The sequence below is a fragment of the Psychrobacter sp. M9-54-1 genome (assembly GCF_016613355.1).
Lineage (GTDB): Bacteria > Pseudomonadota > Gammaproteobacteria > Pseudomonadales > Moraxellaceae > Psychrobacter > Psychrobacter faecalis.
Genome location: NZ_JADGFW010000005.1, coordinates 170,258 through 193,257 on the forward strand (window position 1 = coordinate 170,258; position 23,000 = coordinate 193,257).

17 protein-coding genes are annotated in these 23,000 nt (G+C 42.9%); 9 read left to right on the forward strand and 8 right to left on the reverse strand.

What is annotated here, in order from left to right:
- Window positions 1-28: 28 nt before the first annotated feature.
- The 4 genes from IQ457_RS02895 to aspS all read right to left on the reverse strand — a co-directional run bounded on the left by IQ457_RS02895 (window position 29) and on the right by aspS (window position 4,712).
- Window positions 29-877: a hypothetical protein gene (locus tag IQ457_RS02895; protein WP_068408742.1), complete on the reverse strand. Its 849-nt coding sequence runs from the start codon at window positions 875-877 to the stop codon at window positions 29-31.
- 29 nt (window positions 878-906) lie between these two features.
- Window positions 907-1,707, reverse strand: a complete 801-nt coding sequence (locus tag IQ457_RS02900) for a glycosyltransferase (protein WP_068408744.1) — start codon at window positions 1,705-1,707, stop codon at window positions 907-909.
- A 151-nt stretch (window positions 1,708-1,858) separates the two neighbouring features.
- Complete coding sequence (locus IQ457_RS02905) at window positions 1,859-2,818, reverse strand: lysophospholipid acyltransferase family protein (RefSeq protein ID WP_068408746.1); 960 nt, start codon at window positions 2,816-2,818, stop codon at window positions 1,859-1,861.
- Between the two features lie 67 nt (window positions 2,819-2,885).
- On the reverse strand, window positions 2,886-4,712 hold the full coding sequence (aspS, locus tag IQ457_RS02910) for an aspartate--tRNA ligase (RefSeq protein WP_200662098.1): 1,827 nt from the start codon (window positions 4,710-4,712) through the stop codon (window positions 2,886-2,888).
- Between the two features lie 423 nt (window positions 4,713-5,135).
- Between aspS and sohB the strand changes: the two genes are divergently transcribed.
- The 5 genes from sohB (at window position 5,136) to IQ457_RS02935 (ending at window position 11,071) form a co-directional block, all read left to right on the forward strand.
- Window positions 5,136-6,122 carry a protease SohB gene (gene sohB / locus IQ457_RS02915; protein ID WP_200662003.1) on the forward strand — a complete coding sequence of 329 codons (987 nt, stop codon included), beginning with the start codon at window positions 5,136-5,138 and terminating at the stop codon, window positions 6,120-6,122.
- Window positions 6,123-6,428: 306 nt separating this feature from the next.
- Window positions 6,429-7,679 (forward strand): acyl-CoA dehydrogenase family protein, encoded by a 1,251-nt coding sequence (locus tag IQ457_RS02920; RefSeq protein WP_200662099.1) that lies wholly within the window; start codon window positions 6,429-6,431, stop codon window positions 7,677-7,679.
- Between the two features lie 140 nt (window positions 7,680-7,819).
- Window positions 7,820-9,103: a phosphotransferase family protein gene (locus IQ457_RS02925; protein WP_200662004.1), complete on the forward strand. Its 1,284-nt coding sequence runs from the start codon at window positions 7,820-7,822 to the stop codon at window positions 9,101-9,103.
- Window positions 9,104-9,193: 90 nt separating this feature from the next.
- Window positions 9,194-9,952 (forward strand): histidine phosphatase family protein, encoded by a 759-nt coding sequence (locus IQ457_RS02930; RefSeq protein WP_068408751.1) that lies wholly within the window; start codon window positions 9,194-9,196, stop codon window positions 9,950-9,952.
- A gap of 249 nt (window positions 9,953-10,201) precedes the next feature.
- On the forward strand, window positions 10,202-11,071 hold the full coding sequence (locus IQ457_RS02935) for an SDR family oxidoreductase (protein WP_207161679.1): 870 nt from the start codon (window positions 10,202-10,204) through the stop codon (window positions 11,069-11,071).
- 131 nt (window positions 11,072-11,202) lie between these two features.
- Here IQ457_RS02935 and IQ457_RS02940 read toward each other — a convergent pair whose 3' ends face one another.
- From IQ457_RS02940 to IQ457_RS02950, 3 genes are all read right to left on the reverse strand, one after another.
- Window positions 11,203-12,903, reverse strand: a complete 1,701-nt coding sequence (locus IQ457_RS02940; protein WP_200662005.1) for an AMP-binding protein — start codon at window positions 12,901-12,903, stop codon at window positions 11,203-11,205.
- Between the two features lie 659 nt (window positions 12,904-13,562).
- A complete protein-coding gene (locus IQ457_RS02945; protein ID WP_200662006.1) occupies window positions 13,563-15,260 on the reverse strand; it encodes an AMP-binding protein in 1,698 nt (565 codons plus the stop codon).
- A 482-nt stretch (window positions 15,261-15,742) separates the two neighbouring features.
- A complete protein-coding gene (locus tag IQ457_RS02950) occupies window positions 15,743-16,294 on the reverse strand; it encodes an acyl-CoA thioesterase (protein ID WP_200662007.1) in 552 nt (183 codons plus the stop codon).
- 276 nt (window positions 16,295-16,570) lie between these two features.
- Between IQ457_RS02950 and xthA the strand changes: the two genes are divergently transcribed.
- The 3 genes from xthA (at window position 16,571) to IQ457_RS02965 (ending at window position 19,521) form a co-directional block, all read left to right on the forward strand.
- On the forward strand, window positions 16,571-17,395 hold the full coding sequence (xthA, locus tag IQ457_RS02955) for an exodeoxyribonuclease III (RefSeq protein WP_200662008.1): 825 nt from the start codon (window positions 16,571-16,573) through the stop codon (window positions 17,393-17,395).
- A gap of 114 nt (window positions 17,396-17,509) precedes the next feature.
- Complete coding sequence (gene argJ, locus IQ457_RS02960) at window positions 17,510-18,733, forward strand: bifunctional glutamate N-acetyltransferase/amino-acid acetyltransferase ArgJ (RefSeq protein ID WP_200662009.1); 1,224 nt, start codon at window positions 17,510-17,512, stop codon at window positions 18,731-18,733.
- A 389-nt stretch (window positions 18,734-19,122) separates the two neighbouring features.
- Window positions 19,123-19,521 carry a DUF4377 domain-containing protein gene (locus IQ457_RS02965; RefSeq protein WP_200662010.1) on the forward strand — a complete coding sequence of 133 codons (399 nt, stop codon included), beginning with the start codon at window positions 19,123-19,125 and terminating at the stop codon, window positions 19,519-19,521.
- A gap of 83 nt (window positions 19,522-19,604) precedes the next feature.
- Here IQ457_RS02965 and IQ457_RS02970 read toward each other — a convergent pair whose 3' ends face one another.
- Window positions 19,605-21,038 carry an L-serine ammonia-lyase gene (locus IQ457_RS02970; protein WP_200662011.1) on the reverse strand — a complete coding sequence of 478 codons (1,434 nt, stop codon included), beginning with the start codon at window positions 21,036-21,038 and terminating at the stop codon, window positions 19,605-19,607.
- Between the two features lie 497 nt (window positions 21,039-21,535).
- Between IQ457_RS02970 and IQ457_RS02975 the strand changes: the two genes are divergently transcribed.
- Window positions 21,536-22,948 carry a solute carrier family 23 protein gene (locus tag IQ457_RS02975; RefSeq protein ID WP_242465331.1) on the forward strand — a complete coding sequence of 471 codons (1,413 nt, stop codon included), beginning with the start codon at window positions 21,536-21,538 and terminating at the stop codon, window positions 22,946-22,948.
- The last annotated feature ends 52 nt before the right edge of the window (window positions 22,949-23,000 follow it).

Sequence of the window (23,000 nt, forward strand, 5' to 3'; positions counted from 1 at the left end):
ATCCACTAATACATTTAAAAAATAGCAATTAATCTAGTGCACTAAATAGACCCTGAGAGACTGGTGAATGATTTACAACACGAACGTTATTTTCTTTATAAATCTTACCTAGCAGGTTAAAAGACGGCACAATCCGATCAGTGATTGCCTTATCTAATTTACAAGGCGCGCTATCGTTTTTATTCTCATAAAATCGAGGTTGGTTATTATTCAATAAATCAATCCCATATAAGTGGATCGTGCCAGCATGACGTGAATAAGCCAACTGGGCGGCGACGTAAGCTACTGTTCCTGCCTCTATAAACCCATATGTCATATCTAAAGATAGGCCGATAGGCGCAGGCTGATGCTGCGTATCTATAACAAAGTTAGGTTGATTGGCCAATAATGCTAATGGTATTTTTTTATTATGTGAGAGTGTTTTTGTTAAAAGTCTACCAAACCAAGACTTATTTGTTTTTACGCTCCAAGCTCGATCGGCAGGATAGATAATACGCATTGCATTATGGTATTTGCTTATCATGCTGGGGTGTGAGATTGCTAATGCCTCAAACACTGCTAGAGTTGCATACAAAGGCTGGCCTGTGTAGTACTTGTTTAAAATATCTGGTTGATGTTTGACGAAGCGCCCATCACTAATGACATAACCAACGACATTGGTAAAATTGTATTGAGCCATTAGGCTAATACTACCATTCACAAAAATAGTCGCCGTATCTACTAAGTCCGCAAATGATAAATCTGTAATAGATGGACCAGAAGCAATGATATTGACTGCTTGCTGGTGAAGGTTTTGCTCGGCTTCTCTTGCATCAAAAGCAGAAATACCAACACTCTGATTGTCAATATTAAAAGTAGCGCTAGGAGGTAATTCCATGTTGGGTTCCAGATGTTTCTATGACTTAGTTACACCCAATACTCTTGCAACCAAGGGCTAGGCTTCACATGACGATACCATTTGCCGCCGCCACCTTTGATGGCGTCTGGTGGATTAATCTCACCATGAAAGATAACAATTTTTGCGCCTTCAGGTAACGTCGGTGCACGTACAAAATTCAACGGAGTAGGCGCCATACACTGATATTTAAAACTGACACACCAGTTTTTATCCCAGTACTCTAAATGGTGATGCTCACGCAGATAGTTAGAAAGATAAGCCTGCTCATGACGAACCTGTGTGCGAATGGTTTCAAAGTTGCGCTCAAAGTTTGCGAGCAAATCAGGATAGGAACCCATACCGATGTTAAAGCGATAAACCGAGCTATTGCCAATCATGCGCCATGGCTTTTTCCAGTCACGAATAATGACCACGCTGTCTTCATATTTAGCTTCATAAGTGAAAAAAGCATCGATATTATCGACGATAACGATATCAATGTCTAAAAATAAGGCGACACCTTTTAGATCATATAATTTAGGCTTAAAAGTGGTCAGCTTTTTCCAGCCACGTTCAGGGCCTGCTGGTAAATCCATTTCTGGAATGGGGTAACAAGCCACTGCAGGGTCGATGCCAGTACTATCATCGGTTAGGCAAACCATTTGAAAATCTAAGGTCAAATGGCGACTAACCATATTATAAAGACGGTTGACGTATTCAGGACCATATTTATCGCCCCATTTCATACAAATAATATAACACTGCTCGGCAGTGCTATGATCGGTTTGTAGTTGCTCGGTCGATGAAAGGCTGGTTACGTCAGTCGCCATAATGTACTCATATTAAAGTCAATGAAGATTTGTTCAGTCGTTAGTCAGTCAAAAAATATCCTAATAAACAACCGCTTGCTCATATTAGCATAGCTATCATTGACGATATTTCTAGATGCTTAACTGATTGTACTAATGTTGCTTATTAGAATCAAACTTCAAGATTATTAGACACTTGCTTATTACCATGTAAGGCATGTTTTTGAGTATTACCGTTGATAAAATCAGCCAAAGTTTTTTCGTCAGCCCTATAAGGGTTATCTAATAAAGGGATTTGTTTAAAACGGCGATAACCCCACATATAATGACTGTAATGAGCTTCAATCATATGCTGCATGGCAATATTGAGCGCATACGCCGCGGTTTCGGTATTGCGGTCATAGAGTGCTGGATCGTCTAACTTATAACAATAGATATCAAAACCTTGTCCATCATCGCGGCGAATACAAGATAAACCAACCAACGCACACTTGGTTTTACTGGCAAGTTTTGACGCCAATGTGCTGGTTAAGGTTTCAATACCAAAAAAGGGCACAATTACGCCACCTGAAGGTTCAGGAACGTGATCAGGCAATACAATACTAAAACCGCCTTGTTTTAAGGTTTTAAAAACCGCTTTGACACCGCTACCATCGGTCGGAACCAGTGTGGCATTAAGACGCGAGCGACCTTGCAAGACAAAATCGTTAGTCAGCTCGCCTTTAACAGGCTTATACATAATCGTTGGCGCGCCAAACTGATTAAGCCACGCGTTCATCATCTCCCACGTACCCAGATGGGGGACAATCGCCAGCATTCCATTAGGATTGGCAAGCCCTTCTAATAAATACTCTTTATTATGCACGTCACGAATCTGGGCAATGCTCCACTGCGGTGGCATCGCCCAGCTTTTGATAGATTCGATACTGGTTAAACATTGATGATAAATAATGTCTTTGGTTAATGCGCGTTTTTGATGAGCAGATAACGACGGCGCAATCAGCGCCATATTGATACGCACAGTGCGCATGATACTAGCATTTGGTAGGCGTAATATTACCCAGGCAACAAAACGTGCCAGCATCTGCAAAACAGACAGTGGCACGAATTTGAAGAGATGATATGGATTCATGACCATTCGCATGGTGATAAATTATATAACGGACAATATAAACAATATCTGCGCATGACTAAACCATTTATTGTGCAGGTTTATTGGTATCAGGCTGGGCCTTTTCACGTACACGGATACCAAGTTCACGTAGCTGTTTGCTATCTACCGGAGCAGGCGCTTGCGTCAATGGGTCTTCAGCAGTTTTGGTTTTAGGGAAGGCGATCACGTCACGGATAGAGCTTGCGCCGACCATCAGCATAATGAGGCGATCCAAACCGAAGGCTAAACCACCATGCGGAGGCGCACCGAATTTTAGAGCATCAAGTAAGAAGCTAAATTTCTCTTCGGCCTCAGCCTCATCGATACCTAGCGCTTCAAATACCGCTTTTTGCATCTCAAGGGTATTGATACGTAAGCTACCGCCGCCGATTTCAGTACCGTTTAACACCATATCATAAGCGATAGAAAGCGCTGATTCAGGATTGGTTTTTAATTCTTCAACAGAGCCTTTTGGCTTGGTAAACGGATGGTGCATTGATGTCCAGCGTCCATCATCTGTTTCTTCAAACATTGGGAAATCAGTTACCCAAAGTGGCGCCCATTCGCAGGTCAGCATCTCTAAGTCTAGACCAATTTTTTGACGTAACGCACCGATGACATCGTTGACGACACTGGCTTTATCAGCACCGAAGAAGATAATATCATTACTCTCGGCACCCGTACGCTCAATCAAGCTCGCTAGGACGTCATCAGTCATGTTTTTAATGATAGGCGATTGTAGACCAGATTCTTTATCGACACCGTTGTTGATGTTGCTGGCGTCATTGACTTTAATATAAGCCAAACCACGCGCACCATAGATGCTCACAAACTTGGTATAAGCATCGATTTGCTTACGGCTGAGCGAAGCACCGCCAGGAATTCGAAGGGCAGCAACACGGCCTTTTGGATCGTTGGCAGGACCAGCAAAGACTTTAAAATCAACGTCTTTCATTAAATCAGCAACGTCGACCAGTTTTAATGGGATACGTAAGTCAGGCTTGTCTGAGGCATAGTCGCGCATTGCTTCAGCATAAGTCATACGCGGAAATTGTTCAAATTCAACATCCATCATAGTTTTAAATAGATGCTTAATCAAACCTTCGTTGATATTCATGATTTCTTCTTCATTTAAGAAAGAAGTCTCAATATCGACTTGGGTAAATTCAGGCTGACGGTCAGCACGTAAGTCTTCGTCACGGAAACACTTAGCGATTTGATAATAACGATCAAATCCTGACACCATCAATAACTGTTTAAATAGCTGTGGTGACTGCGGTAAAGCAAAAAAGTTACCCGGGCGAGTGCGTGAAGGTACCAGATAATCGCGTGCGCCTTCTGGTGTGGCACGAGTCAAGATAGGGGTCTCAACATCTAAGAAACCATGGTCATCGAGGTAGCGACGAATCGCAGAAGTGGCCTTAGCACGGAAAACCATACGCTCCTGCATTTGCGGACGACGCATATCAAGGTAGCGATATTTTAAACGCAAATCTTCTGATACCGTGGTTTTCTCATCATTTAATGGAAAAGGCGGGGTTTCAGACTTTGCCAATACTTCAATCTCTTTACCCAATAGTTCAATCTGACCACTGGTCATATTAGCGTTTTCAGTACCTTCGTAACGACGGCGAACGCGACCGGTAATTTTTAAAACATATTCAGGACGTACCGCATCAGCAGTCGCGAACGCTTCTGGGGTGTCAGGGTCAACGACGACCTGCAAGATACCCGCGCGGTCACGCATGTCTAAGAAAATCACGCCACCGTGATCGCGACGACGATGTACCCAGCCTACGATGCTAATGGTTTGCTCAAGTAAGCTTTCGGTTACAGCGCCGCAATATTCGTCTCGGTATTCGCTATGCGTCATAGTGCTTTGCGTCATAATATAATTATCCAGTTGTCAGCCCAATTCGAAATACAATAATGCAGCCGCTAGCGTGTAATATAAGCGCCGTGCCTTTGAGCATTTAGCTAAAAAAGCACGAATAACGCGATATAAGACAAATGGTCATCACGTTGGCTGCAGAAAATTTGATGTAAACGCATATTATGCCTAATCTGCCTTTGTTATACAACCTGTGGCGTCCAATCAGTAGTGTTCAAACGAAGGGTAGGGACGTATCAGTAGAGGTGGTATTTATGCAGTAGTATTTGTCTTGGGTTAAATATTGTCATTTTGCTTGAAAATACTAGTCACTGTGCGCATATCAAGCTAACTTATTAAACCGTATAAAAACCCCTTCAATTATCTATTAAAATTATTTATTTCAACTATCAAGGAATCCTGCTCATGCTTTTTCATCCTTCTAAAAATCCTGTTGAGCTAAGAGTTATTCATCTCAATAAAAGCCAAGAGCAACGTCGTGAAGATCTGATGGAGGCGACGCAAGGAAAAGCGGCGCTTAAACAACTGAAGAAAACCATGGCGAAAAAAGCCAAGCAAGCATTAAAAGTAAAAAATAAGAGTAAAAACAAAAAGAATAATAGCGATGAGAAGCAGCAAGTTTTTGTGCTTGATTTTGATGGCGATATCAAAGCCACAGCGGTGAAGCATTTACGCGAAGAAATTAGCACGCTCATCAGTACTGCCAATAAAGGCGATGAAGTGGTCGTACGCTTAGAGTCGGGCGGCGGCTTGGTTCATGGTTATGGTTTGGCAGCGGCACAATTGGCACGTTTAAAAGATGCCGGTCTAAAGCTTACCGTCTGTGTTGACAAAGTCGCGGCAAGCGGCGGTTATATGATGGCATGCGTCGCCGACAATATCGTTGCCGCACCCTTTGCTATTATTGGTTCAATCGGTGTGGTCTCGCAATTACCAAACTTCCATAAATGGCTCAAAAATCACGACGTCGATTACGAGATGTTCACCGCAGGCGACTATAAGCGCACCGTGACCGTGTTTGGTGAAAATGACGCCGAAGACCGCGCTAAATATCAAGAAGAGCTGGAGCAGACGCACAAGTTATTTAAGCACTTCGTTAATACCTATCGTCCAACACTGGATGTTGCGAAAGTCGCCACTGGTGAGCATTGGTATGGAGAAGATGCATTGAAACTTAACTTAATTGATAGCTTGCAAACCTCTGACAGTTATATTTTAGAGCGTATGGAAAATAATGAAGTGTACGCGCTGCATTCACGTCAAAAGCCAACGCTTGCCGAAAAATTGGGTTTATCACAAGCCGCAGAAGCAACACTCAGCATGGCGATTGATAAGTTACCAGATGCATTGGCACGTTTTGATTTAGACACTCGCTTAAATATCCTAAAATAAGTTTAAATATCATTAGGTTAATTGATAGCTAGCGTTCTAGTATTTCAACAGCGAATCGTGCATTGTTTGCATTTTGTAAAAGGCGTGTCCTAGCGAGTCGCGCCTTTTTTGCTGTTTAATCGCAAATGCTGTGTTATAAATGGGGCAGATAAAACAGAGTATACGCACGTACACTATAAAGTCTCATTAATCTTTTTATGAAATCTCGATATATAAATTATTGATATATAGAATCTTGATGTGAATTTTATGAGCCATTAATCATCAGTAAAGAAAAGGATGTCAACTATGTCTACCGACACATTAATGTTTACCGCCAGCGAACATGGTCAAGCCGTGCATGCCAAAGTCAAAGAGTTTATCGAAACCCAAATCGAGCCCATAGAAGCACAGTTTTGGGCGGATTGCCATGCGCAAAATCCAGACGGCGATTGGACCAAATGGCATTGGCCAGAAAAGTATGAGAGCCTACGTAAACAAGCGCGTGAAGCGGGTTTATGGAATCTGTTTTTGCCTGATGATAAGCTTGGCGCAGGGCTTTCGGTTACTGATTATGCACCGATTGCCGAGCTGACCGGTCGCAGTTTGCTTGCGCCTTATGTCTTTAACTGTAATGCCCCTGATAGCGGTAATATGGAGCTGTTATGGCGTTATGGCTCACAGGAGCAGCAAGATAAATGGCTCACGCCGATATTAGAAGGTAAAACGCGTTCGGTATTTTGTATGACTGAGCCTGATGTGGCGTCAAGTGATGCAACCAATATGCAAGCGACTGCTGTCGTCGATGGCGATGAGATTGTGATCAATGGTAGCAAGTGGTGGTCATCAGGTCTTGGTGACCCTGCGGTCGATGTTTTGATTGTCATGGCGTATACTCCTGATGAGAATAAAGACCGTCATCATCAGCATTCGATGGTCTTGGTGCCAGCAAAAACCGCAGGTGTTAACATCGAGCGTATGTTAAAGGTATTTGGCGATTATGATGCGCCGCACGGCCATGGTGAAGTCAGCTTTAACAATGTACGTGTGCCATCTGATAACTTTATCGGTGGGCCTGGTATGGGCTTTGAGATTGCACAAGGTCGCTTAGGACCGGGTCGTATTCACCATTGCATGCGCTGTATTGGTGCTGCTGAGAAGTCTCTTGAGCTCGCGGTTAAGCGCGGTATGCAGCGTACCGCGTTTGGTAAGCCACTACTGCAATTAGGGGGTAACTTTGAGCGTATCGCTGAGGCGCGTATTAAGATTGACCAAGCACGCCTGCTGACTTTATACGCGGCGCAAAAAATGGACGCGAAGGGGACCAAAGCGGCCCTAACTGAAATCTCTGCCATTAAAGTGGTTGCGCCGACTGTCTTGCAAGAAGTGGTTGATATGGCGATTCAAATTCACGGTGGCATGGGTGTTTGTCAAGATACGATGTTGCCTGCTTTCTTTGCCCAAGCTCGCGCACTACGTTTAGCCGATGGTCCTGATGAAGTGCATAAAACCATGATTGCCAAATTAGAATTAAAACGTCAAGGTTTTAGCCGCTCGTCTAAACCTGCTAAATCTTAAAAAGTCGGCTACATTGTCATTTAAATTATATGACCAAAAATTCACTATCAATGATTTGATAGTGAATTTTTAACTCTTAAGCTTTTATAAACAATAAGTAACTGGTAAAAAATAAACGACCACACGATAAGGAATGTCTTATGGCAACTGAACATCATGCCAACCATACTGATGCTGACAATCAAACCGTTAATAAAGTCCTAGATAAAGGCGGCGAAGTGCGCGAGGGCGAAGAGCTTGACGCCAAAGCGGTCAGCAACTGGCTACGCGAGCAAGGCGTTGACGTAGAGGGCGATCCAACTGTTACCCAATTCTCAGGTGGCGCTTCAAACTGGACTTACAGGCTGCAATATGAAGGCGAAGGTGACAGCCAAGATTTAATTTTACGCCGTCCGCCAAAAGGCACCAAGGCCAAATCGGCACATGATATGGTGCGCGAATATACCGTGCAAAAAGCTTTAAAAGACGCTTATCCGTATGTACCAAAAATGGTCGCGCTCTGTACTGATGAAGACGTTATTGGCGCAGATTTTTATGTCATGGAGCGAATGGAAGGTATCATTCCGCGGGCTAACTTGCCAAAAGGCGTTGATTTAAACGAAGCGCAAACACGCGAGTTATGTACCAATGTCATCGATGCTTTGATTGAGTTGCATGAAGTCGATTATACCAAGTACCCTGATTTGGTAAATCTTGGTCGCGGCGAAGGTTATTGTGAGCGCCAAGTGACGGGCTGGGATAAGCGTTATGTCAAAGCCAAAACGCCCAATGTGCCAAGCTTTGCCTTGGTAAGACAATGGCTTGGTAAACACACGCCTGCCGATAGTAAAACTTGTGTTATCCATAATGATTGGCGCTTTGATAATGTGATTTTGGCGGCTGATGATCCGACCAAGGTCATCGGTGTGCTCGATTGGGAAATGGCTACCTTAGGCGACCCTTTGATGGATTTGGGTAGCGCGTTAGCGTATTGGATTGAAGAAGATGACAACATCATCATGCAGCAATCCCGCCGTCAGCCAACGCATTTAAAAGGCATGATGACCCGTGATGAAGTGGTGGCCTATTATCTTAAAAAGACCGGTCTTAAGATAGACAACTGGACGTTTTATGAAGTGTTTGGACTATTTCGCCTAGCCGGTATCGTGCAGCAGATTTATTATCGTTATTATAATAAACAAACCAGCAATTCAGCTTTTAAGAACTTTTGGATTATCGTCCATGTCTTACATGCTAAATGTCTCAAGCTGATTGCTCAGTATGAAGGCGAGGCTTTATTTATAAGCCACGTGCAACCGCATCTGCAAGATATGGGCGTCGATGCGTCGATGATCGAGCAACTGCCAAGTCCTATTCAAACGGTTATCAAGGGCATTTTACCAAAAAGCTATTTTGGACAAAGTAATTCTAAAGCTAAAGAATAAACGCTTTAAACGCATAGTAAATGCACAAATTTATAGCCGTTGATTCAATCTAAAAAATTTAAAAAAGTACGATTAATAAGGCAGTTTTTTATGACAACCATACTTTTAGCACGTCATGGTCAAGCGTCATTTGGGCAAGAGGATTATGACCAGCTCTCAGAGCTTGGTAGTATGCAGGCGCAAATGCTGGGTCAGCATTATGCAACGACCCAGCGCCGAATCGATGCGATTTTTAGCGGTAGTTTGGTTAGGCAGCAAGATTCTGCCCGCCATTTTTGGCAAAGTTATCAGTCATCTTTTGGCGAGAGTAACGAAAAACCAAGCGTAACTGCCATCAATCTAGATGAGCCTGATAGCTATGTACTGCCGCAATTTGATGAGTTTAATCATAAAGATGTACTGATAAAATCGAATCCTGCTTTTGCTAGCCGTGTGGGAATTGCTGCTGAGATTGCTAAAGCAGAGGTGCCAGTCACACGGCTGGCAGAGTTGTTTGACGACGCGATGCAGCGTTGGCATGCGGGCGAAAACGACAGTGATTATATCGAAAGCTGGCTACAGTTTAATGAGCGTGCCAAGCAAGCGCTTGAGCAAGTACGTCAACAAGTTGCTAATTTGCAGTTAGGCGTTGATAGTACGGTTTTGGTGTTTACCTCGGGTGGTATTATCGCTGCGATCACCGCTCAGTTATTACAGCAGGGCAGCTCAACAGCCTATCAAATCAATAAAAGTTTGGTCAACACTGGCGTGACATCGCTGACGCTTAAAAATGAACGGAGTCGCCTGTTGTCTTTGAACGAATACAGTCATTTATTTGCTGAGGGCAAACGCTTTGTGACTTGGCGCTAAAAAACAAAGATCAAAGTCTTAAAGTCAGCTAATTAAGAAGTTAATTAAAAACATCGTGAAGCGGTTACTGTAACTAGGTAGCCGCTTTTTTTGCATGAGCTTTCATGACTATCTTTAAATTAGTTTAATTCTATGCTGCTTTAGGTTGCTTGCGTGTTTGCTTTAGGCTATAACTGCTAAACTTATTCTATAGATTTACGTTATGATAGACAGTCGACGTCATTTATATGAATACCAATAGGATGGTTTATGAAAAATAAATTAATAAACTTAGTGACCAGTAGCGCTAACCACCATAAAAATCAGTTATTTAGTGCCATTCAGCCAGCGCGTTATCTTAAAGGTTTAAATAAGCAGCAGGTTGGCCGCGGCAAAACGATTTTAATCACTGGCGCAAGCTCAGGATTGGGTGAGGGTATGGCAAGACTCTTTGCAAAACTTGGTTATAATCTTGCCATTTGCGCCCGCCGTACTGATCGTTTAGAAAATTTAAAAACCGAGCTATCGGCGCAGTATCTTGATATTCGTATTGAATACCGTGTCTTGGATGTCAGTGATTACGATGCGATATTCGAGGTGTTTGATGCGTTCGCAGCGGATTTTGGTCATATCGATCGCGTGGTAGTCAATGCAGGCGTCGGTGATAGCCGCCGGATTGGCAAGGGACGCTTTGATACCAATCGCAAAACCGTCGAGATTAACTTCATCTCAGCGCTTGCCCAATGTGAAGCGGCGATGAATATTTTCCGAGCCCAAAATAGCGGTCATCTGGTGGTGATATCTAGTATGTCAGCGATGCGCGGCCTGCCTAAGCATTTAACCGCTTACGGCGCAAGTAAAGCGGGTTTAGCACATCTTGCAGAAGGTATCCGTGCCGATATGCTATTGACCAAATTGCCGATTAAGGTGTCGACCATTTATCCAGGTTATGTACGTACGGAAATCAATGAAAATGCCAAACCTTTACCGTTTGAAGTAGATGCAGAAACAGGCACCAAAGCAATCGTTGCTGCGATTGAGGCGGAAGTAGACGAAGCTTGCGTACCAAGTTTGCCATGGTCGATTGTTGGGCAAGCGATGAAGCATTTGCCATTACAAGTGGTCAATAGAGTCAGCTGATAGCAGTTGTGTTGTTATTAATTTTAAAACTAATCAAGAAAAATTAACGCAACAAAAAGCCCGCTACATTTTACATAGCGGGCTTTTATTTTTTAAAACTTATAAGTCTTAACTACTGAGAGTCTTAACGACTACAAGGTTTGCGGATTATCTGACATATGTTTTTCACGCAATTTTTGACGTAGTATCTTGCCGACATTACTCTTAGGTAACTCGCTGACAAACTCGATATGACGCGGGCATTTATAACCGGTCAAGTTATCGATAGCGAACTCTTTGATATCTTCTTTAGTTACATTGTTGTCGGCAGGGACGATATAGATTTTCACCGCTTCGCCTTGGTGTTCATCAGGAACACCGATGACTGCACACTCAATAATGCCTTTACAATCAAGCATGACCGACTCGATTTCATTCGGGAAGACGTTAAAGCCTGAGACCAAAATCATGTCTTTTTTACGGTCAAGCAAGGTGATATAACCTTTTTCATCCATGCTGATGATATCGCCAGTACGGAAATAACCCTCTTTGGTAAAGTCGTTGGTGCTGTCTTTATTAAAGTAACCTGAGGTAATGTTTGGCCCTTTGATACACATCTCACCCGCTTGATTATAACCAACGGTTTCGCCATTATCATCAACCACGATGATATCGACACTTGGAACAGGAATACCAATCGTACCGTTAAATTTGCGATCTGTGACGACGTTGGCCGTACCCGCTGCCACGCCTTCGGTCATACCCCAACCTTCAACCATTGGACAGCCTGTCACCTCCAACCAACGCGCTGCCGTTTGTTCTGTGGCTGCCATACCACCTGCTTGCGAGATACGTAATGAGCTAAAATCTAGGTCTTTAAAGTTTGGTTGATCAAGTAAGCCTTTAAACAAAGTATTAACCGCTGGGAAAATATGGAACGGTTGTTTGGATAAGGTTTTAATAAATCCAGGCATATCACGCGGATTTGGTACCAAAATAAAGGTATAACCTGAACGCATACCAAGTAGGCTTAGCATGAAGGCAAAAATATGATACAGCGGCAGTGCCATCACCATATTGATATAGACTTCGTTGATATCCGAGGTGACAGGGCGGTACCAAGCTTCTGACTGCATCGCTGCGGCAACGACGTTACGCTGAGTTAATACCGCGCCTTTAGATAATCCTGTAGTACCACCGGTATATTGCAAAATCGCTTTATGTTGCAAAGCCGTTTTTGGTGCTTGGAATGGTAGGCTTTTGCCTTTTTTTAGCACATCTGGAAACTTGGTAACGTGATATTTAGGATCATTCAAGTTGTATTTAGGCACCAAGCGTTTGACCTGACGGATTACCGTATTGACTAAGATACCTTTTAATCCCATCATATCGCCCATTTTCGATAGGACAATACGTTTGATATCCGTCTCTTCGATTACCTGCTCGAGTGCTTGGGCAAAATTATCGACCACAAAGATAACTTGAGCACCAGAATCATTGAGCTGATGGCGCAGCTCACGACCCGTATAGAGCGGATTAATCGGCGTGCAAACGTAGCCTGCACGCAAAATACCAATCATCGTCGGTAGATATTGCGGCACGTTTGGCATCATCAGTGCAACCACGCTGCCTTTAGGAATCCCTTGCGCTTGTAACCATGCAGCCACGGCAAGAGAAGCTTTGTCCACGTCGCCATAGGTGTGAGTCACACCCATACAAATGGTCATAGGGTGCATACGAAAGCGATCAAAGCATTCTTCATAGAGGTCTATAAGGCTTTCATACTGATCGGGATTGATGGTTTTAGGTACGTTTTTTGGGTATTGAGCAAGCCAAGGCTTATCAGTGGTCATACTTAGTGTCCTTAAATTTGTGATAAGTTAAGGCTTTATAAAAAAGTAGTCACATCCCTGTCAACAAACCCATTCTTGCTCTATAGACGATACGTCCTATAGTCGGTGGCTTGTCGCGTGCTATCCCATTTATTCACATACTGCTAAAATACGGTGGCCTTGATACAAATGTATTTAATTACAAGATTGTTTGACTAGAAAGGTATTTAACTACGAGAAACAACTACTGAAGTAGATTAAATAGCCAGTTATCGAGGATACTATCAGTACTAACTAATAATAAACAATAGCGTAACATATTTTGGCGTTACATTAACATAACTACTATTGAACCAGTTATTATAATACAGAAACTTGTGCGTATATAGTTAAATTTGATAAAAAAAGAAAACTATGGTGCAAGTAAAATCAAATGAATGGTTAAAAATACGAGATGAAAGGGTTCTTAGATTAGAATTAGTTAACAGTATACATAAGAACAGTTAATAAGAAGAAGTCTGCTAGAGAGTTTTCTGTATTTCTCTTAAACAATACTCATACTATAACAGCGTGACTATCAGCGGCATAAGTATTATCCATACTAAAGTTTAATATTTTAAAATGAAGAAGCGCTCTATCGTTTAGTTAGAGCGCTTTTTGAGCATAGATATTTGCTTTAATTATAACTGAGGATTATCAGCCATATGTTTTTCCCGCAGTTTTTGACGCAGTACTTTACCAACGTTACTTTTTGGTAGCTCAGTAACAAACTCGATATAACGCGGACATTTATAGCCGGTCAAATTGTCTAGAGCAAATTCTTTAATCGAGTTTTTGGTCACGTTATTGTCGGCAGGGATGACGTAAATTTTGACCGCTTCCCCTTGATGCTCATCAGGAATACCAATCACCGCGCAATCAAGAATGCCTTCACAATCAAGCATCACGGATTCTACTTCGTTAGGAAAGACGTTAAAGCCTGAGACCAAAATCATGTCTTTCTTACGGTCTAATAATCTAAAGTAGCCTTTTTCATCCATACTGACGATATCGCCCGTGCGAAAGTAACCATCTTCAGTAAAGTCTTCGCTACTGTCTCTGTTCAGATAACCTGAGGCGACATTAGGACCTTTAACGCACAATTCGCCCGCTTCATTGGCCCCTAAGCGATTGCCTTCATCGTCAATGATAATAACATCAACGCTAGGGACAGGAACGCCAATAGTGCCGTTAAACTTACGGTCAGTAATCACGTTGGCAGTGCCGACAGCCACGCACTCAGTCATACCCCAACCTTCGATCATGGCGCAGCCAGTGGTTTCAAGCCAGCGCGCTGCCGTCTGTTCGGTCGCTGCCATACCGCCTGCTTGCGAGATACGTAGCGAGCTAAAATCAAGGTCTTTAAAGTTTGGATTATCAAGCAAGCCTTTAAACAAAGTATTCACTGCTGGGAAAATATGGAACGGTTGTTTAGATAAGGTTTTGATAAATCCAGGGATGTCGCGTGGATTGGGTATGAGGATAAAGGTATAGCCTGAACGCATACCAAGTGAGCTTAGCATAAAGGCAAAAATATGATACAGCGGGAGCGCCATGACCATATTGATATAAACTTCGTTAATCTCTGACGTGATAGGGCGCGTCCATGCTTCTGATTGCATGGCTCCTGCGACGATATTACGCTGAGATAAAATCGCACCTTTAGAAAGTCCAGTTGTACCACCGGTATATTGCAAAAATGCTTTTTGGTCCAAAGTCATTTTTGGCTTTTGGAAGGGCAGGTTTTTACCTTTTTTGAGCACATCGGGAAACTTCGTGACTTCATGCTTAGGGTCGTTCAGTTTGTATTTGGGCACCAAGCGTTTGACTTGACGGATAATGGTATTTACTAGAATACCTTTGAGACCCATCATATCGCCCATTTTTGATAAGACGATACGCTTAATTTGTGTCTCATCAATCACTTGCTCGAGCGCTTGAGCGAAATTATCCACCACAAAGATAACCTTTGCACCTGAGTCATTTAACTGATGGCGCAGTTCACGGCCAGTGTAAAGAGGGTTGACGGGCGTACAGACGTAACCTGCGCGCAAAATACCAATCATGGTTGGCAAGTATTGCGGCACGTTTGGCATCATCAGCGCGACCACGCTGCCTTGAGGCAGTCCTTGTGCTTGTAGCCAAGCGGCGACGGCAAGAGAAGCCTTATCAATGTCATCATAGGTATGAGTCACGCCCATACAGATACTCATAGGATGCAGACGAAAGCGATCAAAACACTCTTCATACAGCTCCACGATGCTGCCATATCTATCTGGATCGATCGTTTTCGGCACACTCTTAGGATATTGGGCAAGCCAAGGTTTATTCAACGTCATAGTCAGCGTCCTGGAATTTCAATTAAGTTTCTATCGTTAAGCAGTCGTATCCGTGTCAATAAAAAATCAGCGCTGACGTAAAGCAATGGCCGCTGAGTTTGATAACATCCTTATCTATTGACGGACTACTAAGTTTCTTTGCAACTAAAATATAATGTATCGACGATATAATGATACATTTAAGCAACACATTAGCATGAATCTAAGTAAATGCAATATTAGCATGCGAGTACTGCCCAGTACATATAAAATGTTTATAAATAAATGCTTCTATAGGAAGAAAAGACCATCAATGAGATGGTAGTGAAACAAGCTGATATTTTAATAGAAATTTAAGATGGTCTTTGGATAAATGCGATAGATAACTTAAAAACCGTTTAAGTCGTACCTAAAAATATCACTGCAAAGGAATGGCGTTATGTGAAAGAGTAGTGCGTTTTTACTTAAGCTTTAAACGAGAATGAATCAGCACTATGTACGGGTTACTGTTCAATACTATGTGCGGTTATTGCCTGATTAATAGTTTCGCTTAATTTTTGCGGTACACGAATAGGGCGCATGGGTGCGCTATGATTGCTTGAAGAGTCAGGCGTGATTTGGTTTTGCACGCAAGCGATGACGATTTTAGCGCGACTTAATAAAGTAGTGTTTGAAAAGGCATTTCTTTTCTGAGGGCTATCATTGTCATTCGGCGCTAAGCGATGGATACTTTGATAAAATATAATGCTGGCAGGTTTTAGCTCAACCTTATCAATGCGGACATTGATGACCTCATCTAATAAAATGGCTTTTTTATATTGCAAATCTGCTTGGCTGACGACAAAATGCTGAATTTCACCATCATCGGTCTGTAAAAAATAGCCATTTAAACCAAGCTTGGTGAACCAGTCGCGGCGGCAGTTTTCAAAAAACACTAAGTGATTGGCATGGTAGACAATCCCGCCTGCATCAGTATGGTTAATATAGACATTATAATCAGTAGCAAATAGCGGGGTGCTTGCGTGCATCGATTGTGCAGCGGTACTTTTATTCATGGTTGTCATTATCGTGTTGCTCAGTAAGTTTGCGCCATTAATAGCGTGTAGAGTTTGAGAGGTTGATATATAAGGTTATAAAAATAAGAAGTAATAATGCCTAGATTATTACTCATGACAGCTACTCTATCGTAAGAGATAAAGGCGCGCAACAGCTAGCTGTGGCGATGTCTGTTATGATAAGCCTTTATTTATAATGTCTCGCTGCTTGCCTTATTTTATAAAAATACTTGTTATAGAAAGATTTTATTTCAATTCATAATGATAGGATAGTTTATGACCCGTTTTGTTTGTTTTAATATCAATGGTATTCGCGCTCGTCAACATCAGTTAGAAGCGATAAAAGAGATTATCGACCCTGATGTGATCGGTCTGCAAGAAACCAAAGTACACGACGAGCAGTTCCCGCTCGCAGATGTGGAAGGTTTGGGCTATCACGTCGAGTATTTTGGTCAAAAAGCGCATTACGGCGTCGCATTGTTATCTAAAATTGCCCCTATTTTTGTGCAAAAAGGTTTTCCGGGAGAAGATGAAGAAGCACAGAAGCGCTTTATCCATGCGCGTTACGTATTTGACGGTCGCGAAGTGGATGTGCTTAACGGTTATTTTCCGCAAGGCGAGAGCCAAGACCATCCGACCAAATTTCCTATGAAGCGTGCCTATTATGCGGATTTGATAACCTATATTGATACGCTAAAAGCTGAAGGGCGCTCGCTGGTTATCATGGGTGATATGAATATTGCCCCAGAAGATATCGATGTTGGTATCGGCGAGGCTAACGCCCAGCGCTGGCTTAAAAATAGAAAAACCTCGTTTTTACCTGAAGAGCGCGAATGGTATGGTAACTTGATGGCGCGAGAGCTGACCGATACTTATCGTCTGCATTATCCAGACAGCACCGAATTATATAGCTGGTTTGATTATCGCAGTCGCGGTTTCAATGATGATCCTAAGCGCGGGCTGCGTATCGATCATATTTTATGTACGGCAGATTTGATCGACCATTGTGTCGATGCTGGTATCAGCTATGAGCTACGCGGCATGGAAAAACCGTCTGACCACGCGCCAATTTGGGCAGCGTTTGATTTAAATAAAGTATAATAACTGGCTTTGAACCATAGACTTTTAACATCAGGTTTTTAGTACCAGTTTTGCACAACTAAAAATGAATAACCAATAAATAATACATCAGCATTGATGAATAAGGATTGAATGATGGCTGTCGGCAACGTTGCAGTACCTAATACGATTTATCCTATTGATGGGATTAAACTAAGCGCTACCGCGGCAGGCGTACGCTACAAAGACCGCGATGATTTGGTGGTGATAGAGATTGCTGATAGTGCCAACACTGCCGTTGTCACTACCAAAAATACCTTTTGTGCAGCACCAGTACGCGTGTTACGAGAGCATTTTGCCAAAGCCAGTCCGCGCTATTTAATCACCAATACCGGCAACGCCAATGCTGGGACTGGCGCTGACGGTAAACGCCGCGCGCTTGATATCTGTGCCGCCTTAGCTGCCAAAGCTGGCGTGGCCGTCAGCTCTGTGTTGCCATTTTCGACAGGCGTGATAGGTGAGCCACTCAATAGCGATGCCATCATAGCAGGTTTAGACAATGCGTTAGCCAGTTTGGGCGCTGATAATTGGTTAGCAGCAGCAAATGGTATCCGTACCACTGATACAATTCCAAAACTTGCCAGTGAAAAGGTCGATGTTGACGCTAGCAGCTATCATGTTACTGGGATGTCAAAAGGCTCAGGTATGATACGTCCCAATATGGCGACCATGCTCGGCTATGTAGCGACCGATGCCAATATCGCTGCTGATTTATTGCAAGAAATGCTGAGCAAAATTAACGAGCAATCTTTTAATCGCATTACTGTCGATGGCGATACCTCAACCAACGATTGCTGCGTCTTAATTGCAACCGGAACGGCGAGCTCGGAGGTTATTGATAGCCCAGAACATCCACATTATCAGCCGATATTTGAGGCCTTGACATCAGTTTTTGTACGTTTGGCACAATTAATTGTACGAGATGGAGAAGGCGCAACCAAGTTTATGACGGTCAAAGTCACAGGCGGCAAAACCACGCAAGAATGCTGCGATGTAGCGTATGCCGTTGCGCATTCACCACTGGTCAAAACCGCGTTTTTTGCCAGTGATGCCAACTGGGGACGTATCTTGGCAGCGGTTGGTTACGCGGGTATCGACGACCTTAATACCGAGCAAGTTGATGTCTACTTAGATGAAGTGATGATTTGTCAAAATGGCGGTGTGGCACCAAGTTATACGGAATCGGCGGGCAAAGAAGTCATGAGCCGGCCTGAGATTACCATTAATATTGATTTGGCCCGTGGTGACGCTGAGGATACGGTTTATACCTGCGATTTGTCTTATGATTACGTTAAGATAAATGCAGACTATCGCAGTTAAAAGTTCTTTATTATTTTATAAAACGCTCGAAGCTAGTATTGTCATGCATAGTTTGAGCGTTTTTTTTGCTCAATATTTTTGTATTAAATAGGGCTTAATTTAAACCGTTTATTAACAGCAGTTGCAAAAGCTGACGTTACTTTACAAAGCAGTTATAGAGGCTGGGCATCTGCGCGACCTATACTGATTGCAGTAAACAATAGACGGTACTATTAACAGTTGAGGAAGTTTATATCAATAATGCTCGTTTTTATTTTATATGAGCTTAGATTGATTTTCTGATTAACAGTATCTTTATGACTGCTTGCTACCTTTTGGATAGTGATAATTGATTAAAATGAGTTCAAAAGGTAATGATTAATACTAATAAATAAACTGAGGATTTAATAATGAAAAAATTAGCAATTGCGACATTGATGACAACTTTTGTTTTGTCAGGTTGTTCTACCATGGGTATGAATGATGAGCGTACTATGGTGGTTGAAGGCGAGCCTGTGAATGTGAAAGTGGTAAATATTCCAAGTTTCAAAATTGAAATAGCGCCACTTAAAGCGGTATGTGAGCTGCCAACCGCCAGTGGTACTATGGTTGAGTCAGAGTGCCTACAATATCGTCAGACTTATCAGAAAAACTACACGCCTCTAAATGGTGATATTCAAGGCTTTACTTATGAGCCAAACTATCGTTATGTCTTAGATGTACGTCAAGAAGCAGTTATGAATGAAGCGACGAAAGTGGTGAAACCTGTTTGGATTCTAAACGAAGTGATTTCAAAAACTGCTGAATAATTTTAGTTGTAGATTATTATAGAAAAGCCTCTAATGATTAGAGGCTTTTTTTTGGTGACATAAAAAGGAAAACATATTTTATATCAACATTGACTGTAATTAACACTGACGCCGCGGGTTGCAGTAGGAATGCGATTATCAGCATAAATAGCCAGACCGCCACGTGCGGTTTCTTTGTATTTATCAGACATATCAGCGCCTGTCTGCTTCATGGTTTCAATCGCTTTGTCTAGTGAAACAAAATGCTGACCATTGCCGCGGCAGGCAAGACGCGCGGCGTTGATGGCTTTGACAGCGCCCATCGCATTACGCTCGATACAAGGGACTTGTACCAAACCACCAATCGGATCACAAGTCAGACCTAAATTGTGCTCGATACCAATCTCGGCGGCATTCAAACACTGCGCTGGCGAGCCACCCATTATCTCGGCCAATGCCGAACCTGCCATCGCACAGGCTGAACCGACTTCCCCTTGGCAGCCAACTTCAGCACCCGAAATAGAAGCGTTTTGTTTAATTAAGCTGCCGATAGCGGTGGCATTTAATAAGAATTTACGCACGCCATCTTGGTTGTAATTGGGCAGAAAGTCACGATAGTAGTGCAAGACCGCCGGAATGATGCCCGCCGCACCATTAGTTGGGGCGGTGACGACTTTACCTCCATTGGCATTTTCTTCGTTGACGGCAAGCGCATACAAATCGACCCAATCCATTGCGGCCAGCTTGTCAGTCTTGGCGATAGGTAGACCTTTTTCAGCACATAATTGATTGTGTAAATCGTGGGCACGGCGTTTAACATCAAGGCCGCCGGGTAAAATGCCGCTATTTTTACAGCCTTGGGTTACGCAGTCTTGCATCACTTGCCAAATCGTATCTAAATAGCTAAAAACATCTGCTTGATCGCGGTAATGGCATTCGTTAGCAAGTACCAACTCGCTGATACTTAATCCATGTTCATGGCACTGCTCAAGTAACTCTGCGGCAGTATTAAAAGGGTAGGGAACGATATCAATCGTTGGGCTGGCATGGTCCTCATCGGGATTATTGGCGTCATCTTCGTTAATAACAAAGCCTCCGCCAACTGAATAGTAAGTTTGCTGATATTTGCTACCATCGGTCAATATAGCGCGGATAGTCAAAGCATTCGGATGATAAGGCAATACCGTATCATCATACCAATACATATCGCGCTCAATATCGAAGTCGATACTATGTTTGCCAGACAAATTAAGCTGCTTGTCCGCGAAAATAGGCGCCAAGTATTGATCCGTTAAGCGCGTATCAATGGTGCTTGGCGTATGCCCAAGCAAACCTAAATATATCGCCGTATCAGTTGCGTGCCCTTTACCAGTAGCAGCCAAAGAACCATAAAGCTCGATTTCAATATTCTTAATCGTTGTCAATGCGCTTTGTTTAAGCAATGACGTCAAAAATAAGTTGGCTGCCACCATAGGCCCAACGGTATGAGAGCTTGATGGCCCAATACCAATTTTAAATAAGTCGAAAACACTAATCATAAAAATACCAAGAAATTGTCAGTGCATCAGCGTCTGTTGTAGAAGGGGCTTAGTACTGGGGTGAAAAAATAATAGATAGCCGTCCAAAAACTCTCTGATAAATACCGTACTATGACGATACAGAGTGTTTTTTTAGATGTTTACTTAAATAAAAAAGCTAAGCATTTAAAAATTTGCGACGTTATCTATGAATACCTGTCAGTATAAGCGGACACGAGGCGAGTGAATAATAACTTTTATTTATCAGAGAACTCCGTTATCATGCTCGCAACCAATATCCATGTAACATCCTGTAATTCAGCCATCACGATAGTGTAGAGAATGGCGCAAACAGTCGAGCATGTTTTTTAACGCCATTTATGTAGCGATTTATATTTACTGTAAGAAAATGAATTTTCGCTATTATCGTTTTGACTCAATTCACAGTTGTATTTTCATAGCCGTATTTTCACAGTTTTTAGCTGATTGTTATTCTCTTAGCTCAAATAGGACAGCGCATGACCACACCTGAACCTCACTCTCCAGCACCAGAGAGCAATCATCCAGAGCCTCATAATGCATTAGCAGCAGCTGGCATCGATACAGCTGCGGTGAGTTACCCGCACAATCCAGACTTTGATAATGGTCGTTGGTTTCCAACGTGGCGTCCTTATAAGGGCAACTTGGATCGCGATCCGGTCGGCATTAATGAATACGTACCGCCTGGCAAGAGTGTGTTATTAGGGGTGCAGCATACGTTTGCCATGTTTGGCTCGACCGTACTTGCGCCATTACTAATGGGGTTTGACCCCAATTTGGCCATTTTGATGTCCGGTATTTGTACGGTGGTGTTTTTTATTATTACTGGCGGGCGCATGCCCAGTTATTTGGGCTCAAGTTTTGCTTTTATCGGTCCTGTGATTGCGATTACGGCCTATGCAGGCATCGGGTTTAATGACAATCTGAATGTCGCCTTGGGCGGTATCATGGCATGTGGCATCATTTATGCCTTGATAGGTTTGTTGGTAATGAAGACGGGTACAGGCTGGATTGAGCGTTTGATGCCGCCTATTGTCACCGGTGCCATTGTGATGATTATTGGTCTAAATTTAGCGCCTGTGACCATTCAAGGGGTGTCTGCCAACCAGTTCGATGCATGGATGGCGACGCTGACGGTATTGCTTATCAGTGGGGTTGCAGTATTTACCCGCGGTATGCTGCGCCGTCTGTTGTTGCTGGTTGGGTTAATCCTGTCTTATATTGCTTATTTTGTCATGACCAATATATTCGGTTATGGCGTACCGATTGATTTTAGCAATGTATCGGCGGCTGCATGGTTTGGTCTGCCAAGTATTCATACGCCGCATTTTGAGATGAGTGCGATTATTTTGATTGCACCTGTTGCCTTTATCTTAATTGCCGAAAACTTAGGGCATTTTAAAGCGGTCGAAGGTATGACCAAAGCGCGCGTGACACCTTATATGGGTCGAGCATTTTTTGCTGATGGCTTGGCGACGACGTTTTCGGCAGGCTTTGGTGGCACAGGGGTGACCACTTATGCAGAAAATATCGGTGTCATGGCCGTAACCAAAGTCTATAGCACGACGATTTTTGTGATAGCGGGTTTGGTTGCTATTTTACTCGGTTTGTCGCCAAAGTTTGGTGCCATTATTCAGACCATACCGGCAGCTTTATTGGGCGGCGCCTCTATCGTAGTCTTTGGTTTGATTGCGATTGCTGGGGCAAAAATTTGGATAGACAGTCATATCGACTTTAGCAAAAACAGCAATTTAATCATTGCCGCGGTTACCGTTATTATGGGTACGGGTAATTTTAGTCTGCATCTAGGCGGCTTTGATTTGGGTGGTATCGGCACGGCTACCTTAGCGGCGATTGTGCTGAATGCTTTATTTAATAGACAAAAAGATTAACCGTCAAAAAGCTTGATTTGTTCATCGTAAAAAAAGCCACAATGATTATTGT

What these genes read in the sequence shown, in the direction of transcription:
- IQ457_RS02895 (WP_068408742.1), bottom strand. Translation starts at nt 877, where the DNA reads ATGGAATTACCTCCTAGCGCTACTTTTAATATTGACAATCAGAGTGTT.
- IQ457_RS02900 (WP_068408744.1), bottom strand. Translation starts at nt 1,707, where the DNA reads ATGGCGACTGACGTAACCAGCCTTTCATCGACCGAGCAACTACAAACC.
- IQ457_RS02905 (WP_068408746.1), bottom strand. Translation starts at nt 2,818, where the DNA reads ATGAATCCATATCATCTCTTCAAATTCGTGCCACTGTCTGTTTTGCAG.
- aspS (WP_200662098.1), bottom strand. Translation starts at nt 4,712, where the DNA reads ATGACGCATAGCGAATACCGAGACGAATATTGCGGCGCTGTAACCGAA.
- sohB (WP_200662003.1), top strand. Translation starts at nt 5,136, where the DNA reads ATGCTTTTTCATCCTTCTAAAAATCCTGTTGAGCTAAGAGTTATTCAT.
- IQ457_RS02920 (WP_200662099.1), top strand. Translation starts at nt 6,429, where the DNA reads ATGTTTACCGCCAGCGAACATGGTCAAGCCGTGCATGCCAAAGTCAAA.
- IQ457_RS02925 (WP_200662004.1), top strand. Translation starts at nt 7,820, where the DNA reads ATGGCAACTGAACATCATGCCAACCATACTGATGCTGACAATCAAACC.
- IQ457_RS02930 (WP_068408751.1), top strand. Translation starts at nt 9,194, where the DNA reads ATGACAACCATACTTTTAGCACGTCATGGTCAAGCGTCATTTGGGCAA.
- IQ457_RS02935 (WP_207161679.1), top strand. Translation starts at nt 10,202, where the DNA reads ATGAAAAATAAATTAATAAACTTAGTGACCAGTAGCGCTAACCACCAT.
- IQ457_RS02940 (WP_200662005.1), bottom strand. Translation starts at nt 12,903, where the DNA reads ATGACCACTGATAAGCCTTGGCTTGCTCAATACCCAAAAAACGTACCT.
- IQ457_RS02945 (WP_200662006.1), bottom strand. Translation starts at nt 15,260, where the DNA reads ATGACGTTGAATAAACCTTGGCTTGCCCAATATCCTAAGAGTGTGCCG.
- IQ457_RS02950 (WP_200662007.1), bottom strand. Translation starts at nt 16,294, where the DNA reads ATGAATAAAAGTACCGCTGCACAATCGATGCACGCAAGCACCCCGCTA.
- xthA (WP_200662008.1), top strand. Translation starts at nt 16,571, where the DNA reads ATGACCCGTTTTGTTTGTTTTAATATCAATGGTATTCGCGCTCGTCAA.
- argJ (WP_200662009.1), top strand. Translation starts at nt 17,510, where the DNA reads ATGGCTGTCGGCAACGTTGCAGTACCTAATACGATTTATCCTATTGAT.
- IQ457_RS02965 (WP_200662010.1), top strand. Translation starts at nt 19,123, where the DNA reads ATGAAAAAATTAGCAATTGCGACATTGATGACAACTTTTGTTTTGTCA.
- IQ457_RS02970 (WP_200662011.1), bottom strand. Translation starts at nt 21,038, where the DNA reads ATGATTAGTGTTTTCGACTTATTTAAAATTGGTATTGGGCCATCAAGC.
- IQ457_RS02975 (WP_242465331.1), top strand. Translation starts at nt 21,536, where the DNA reads ATGACCACACCTGAACCTCACTCTCCAGCACCAGAGAGCAATCATCCA.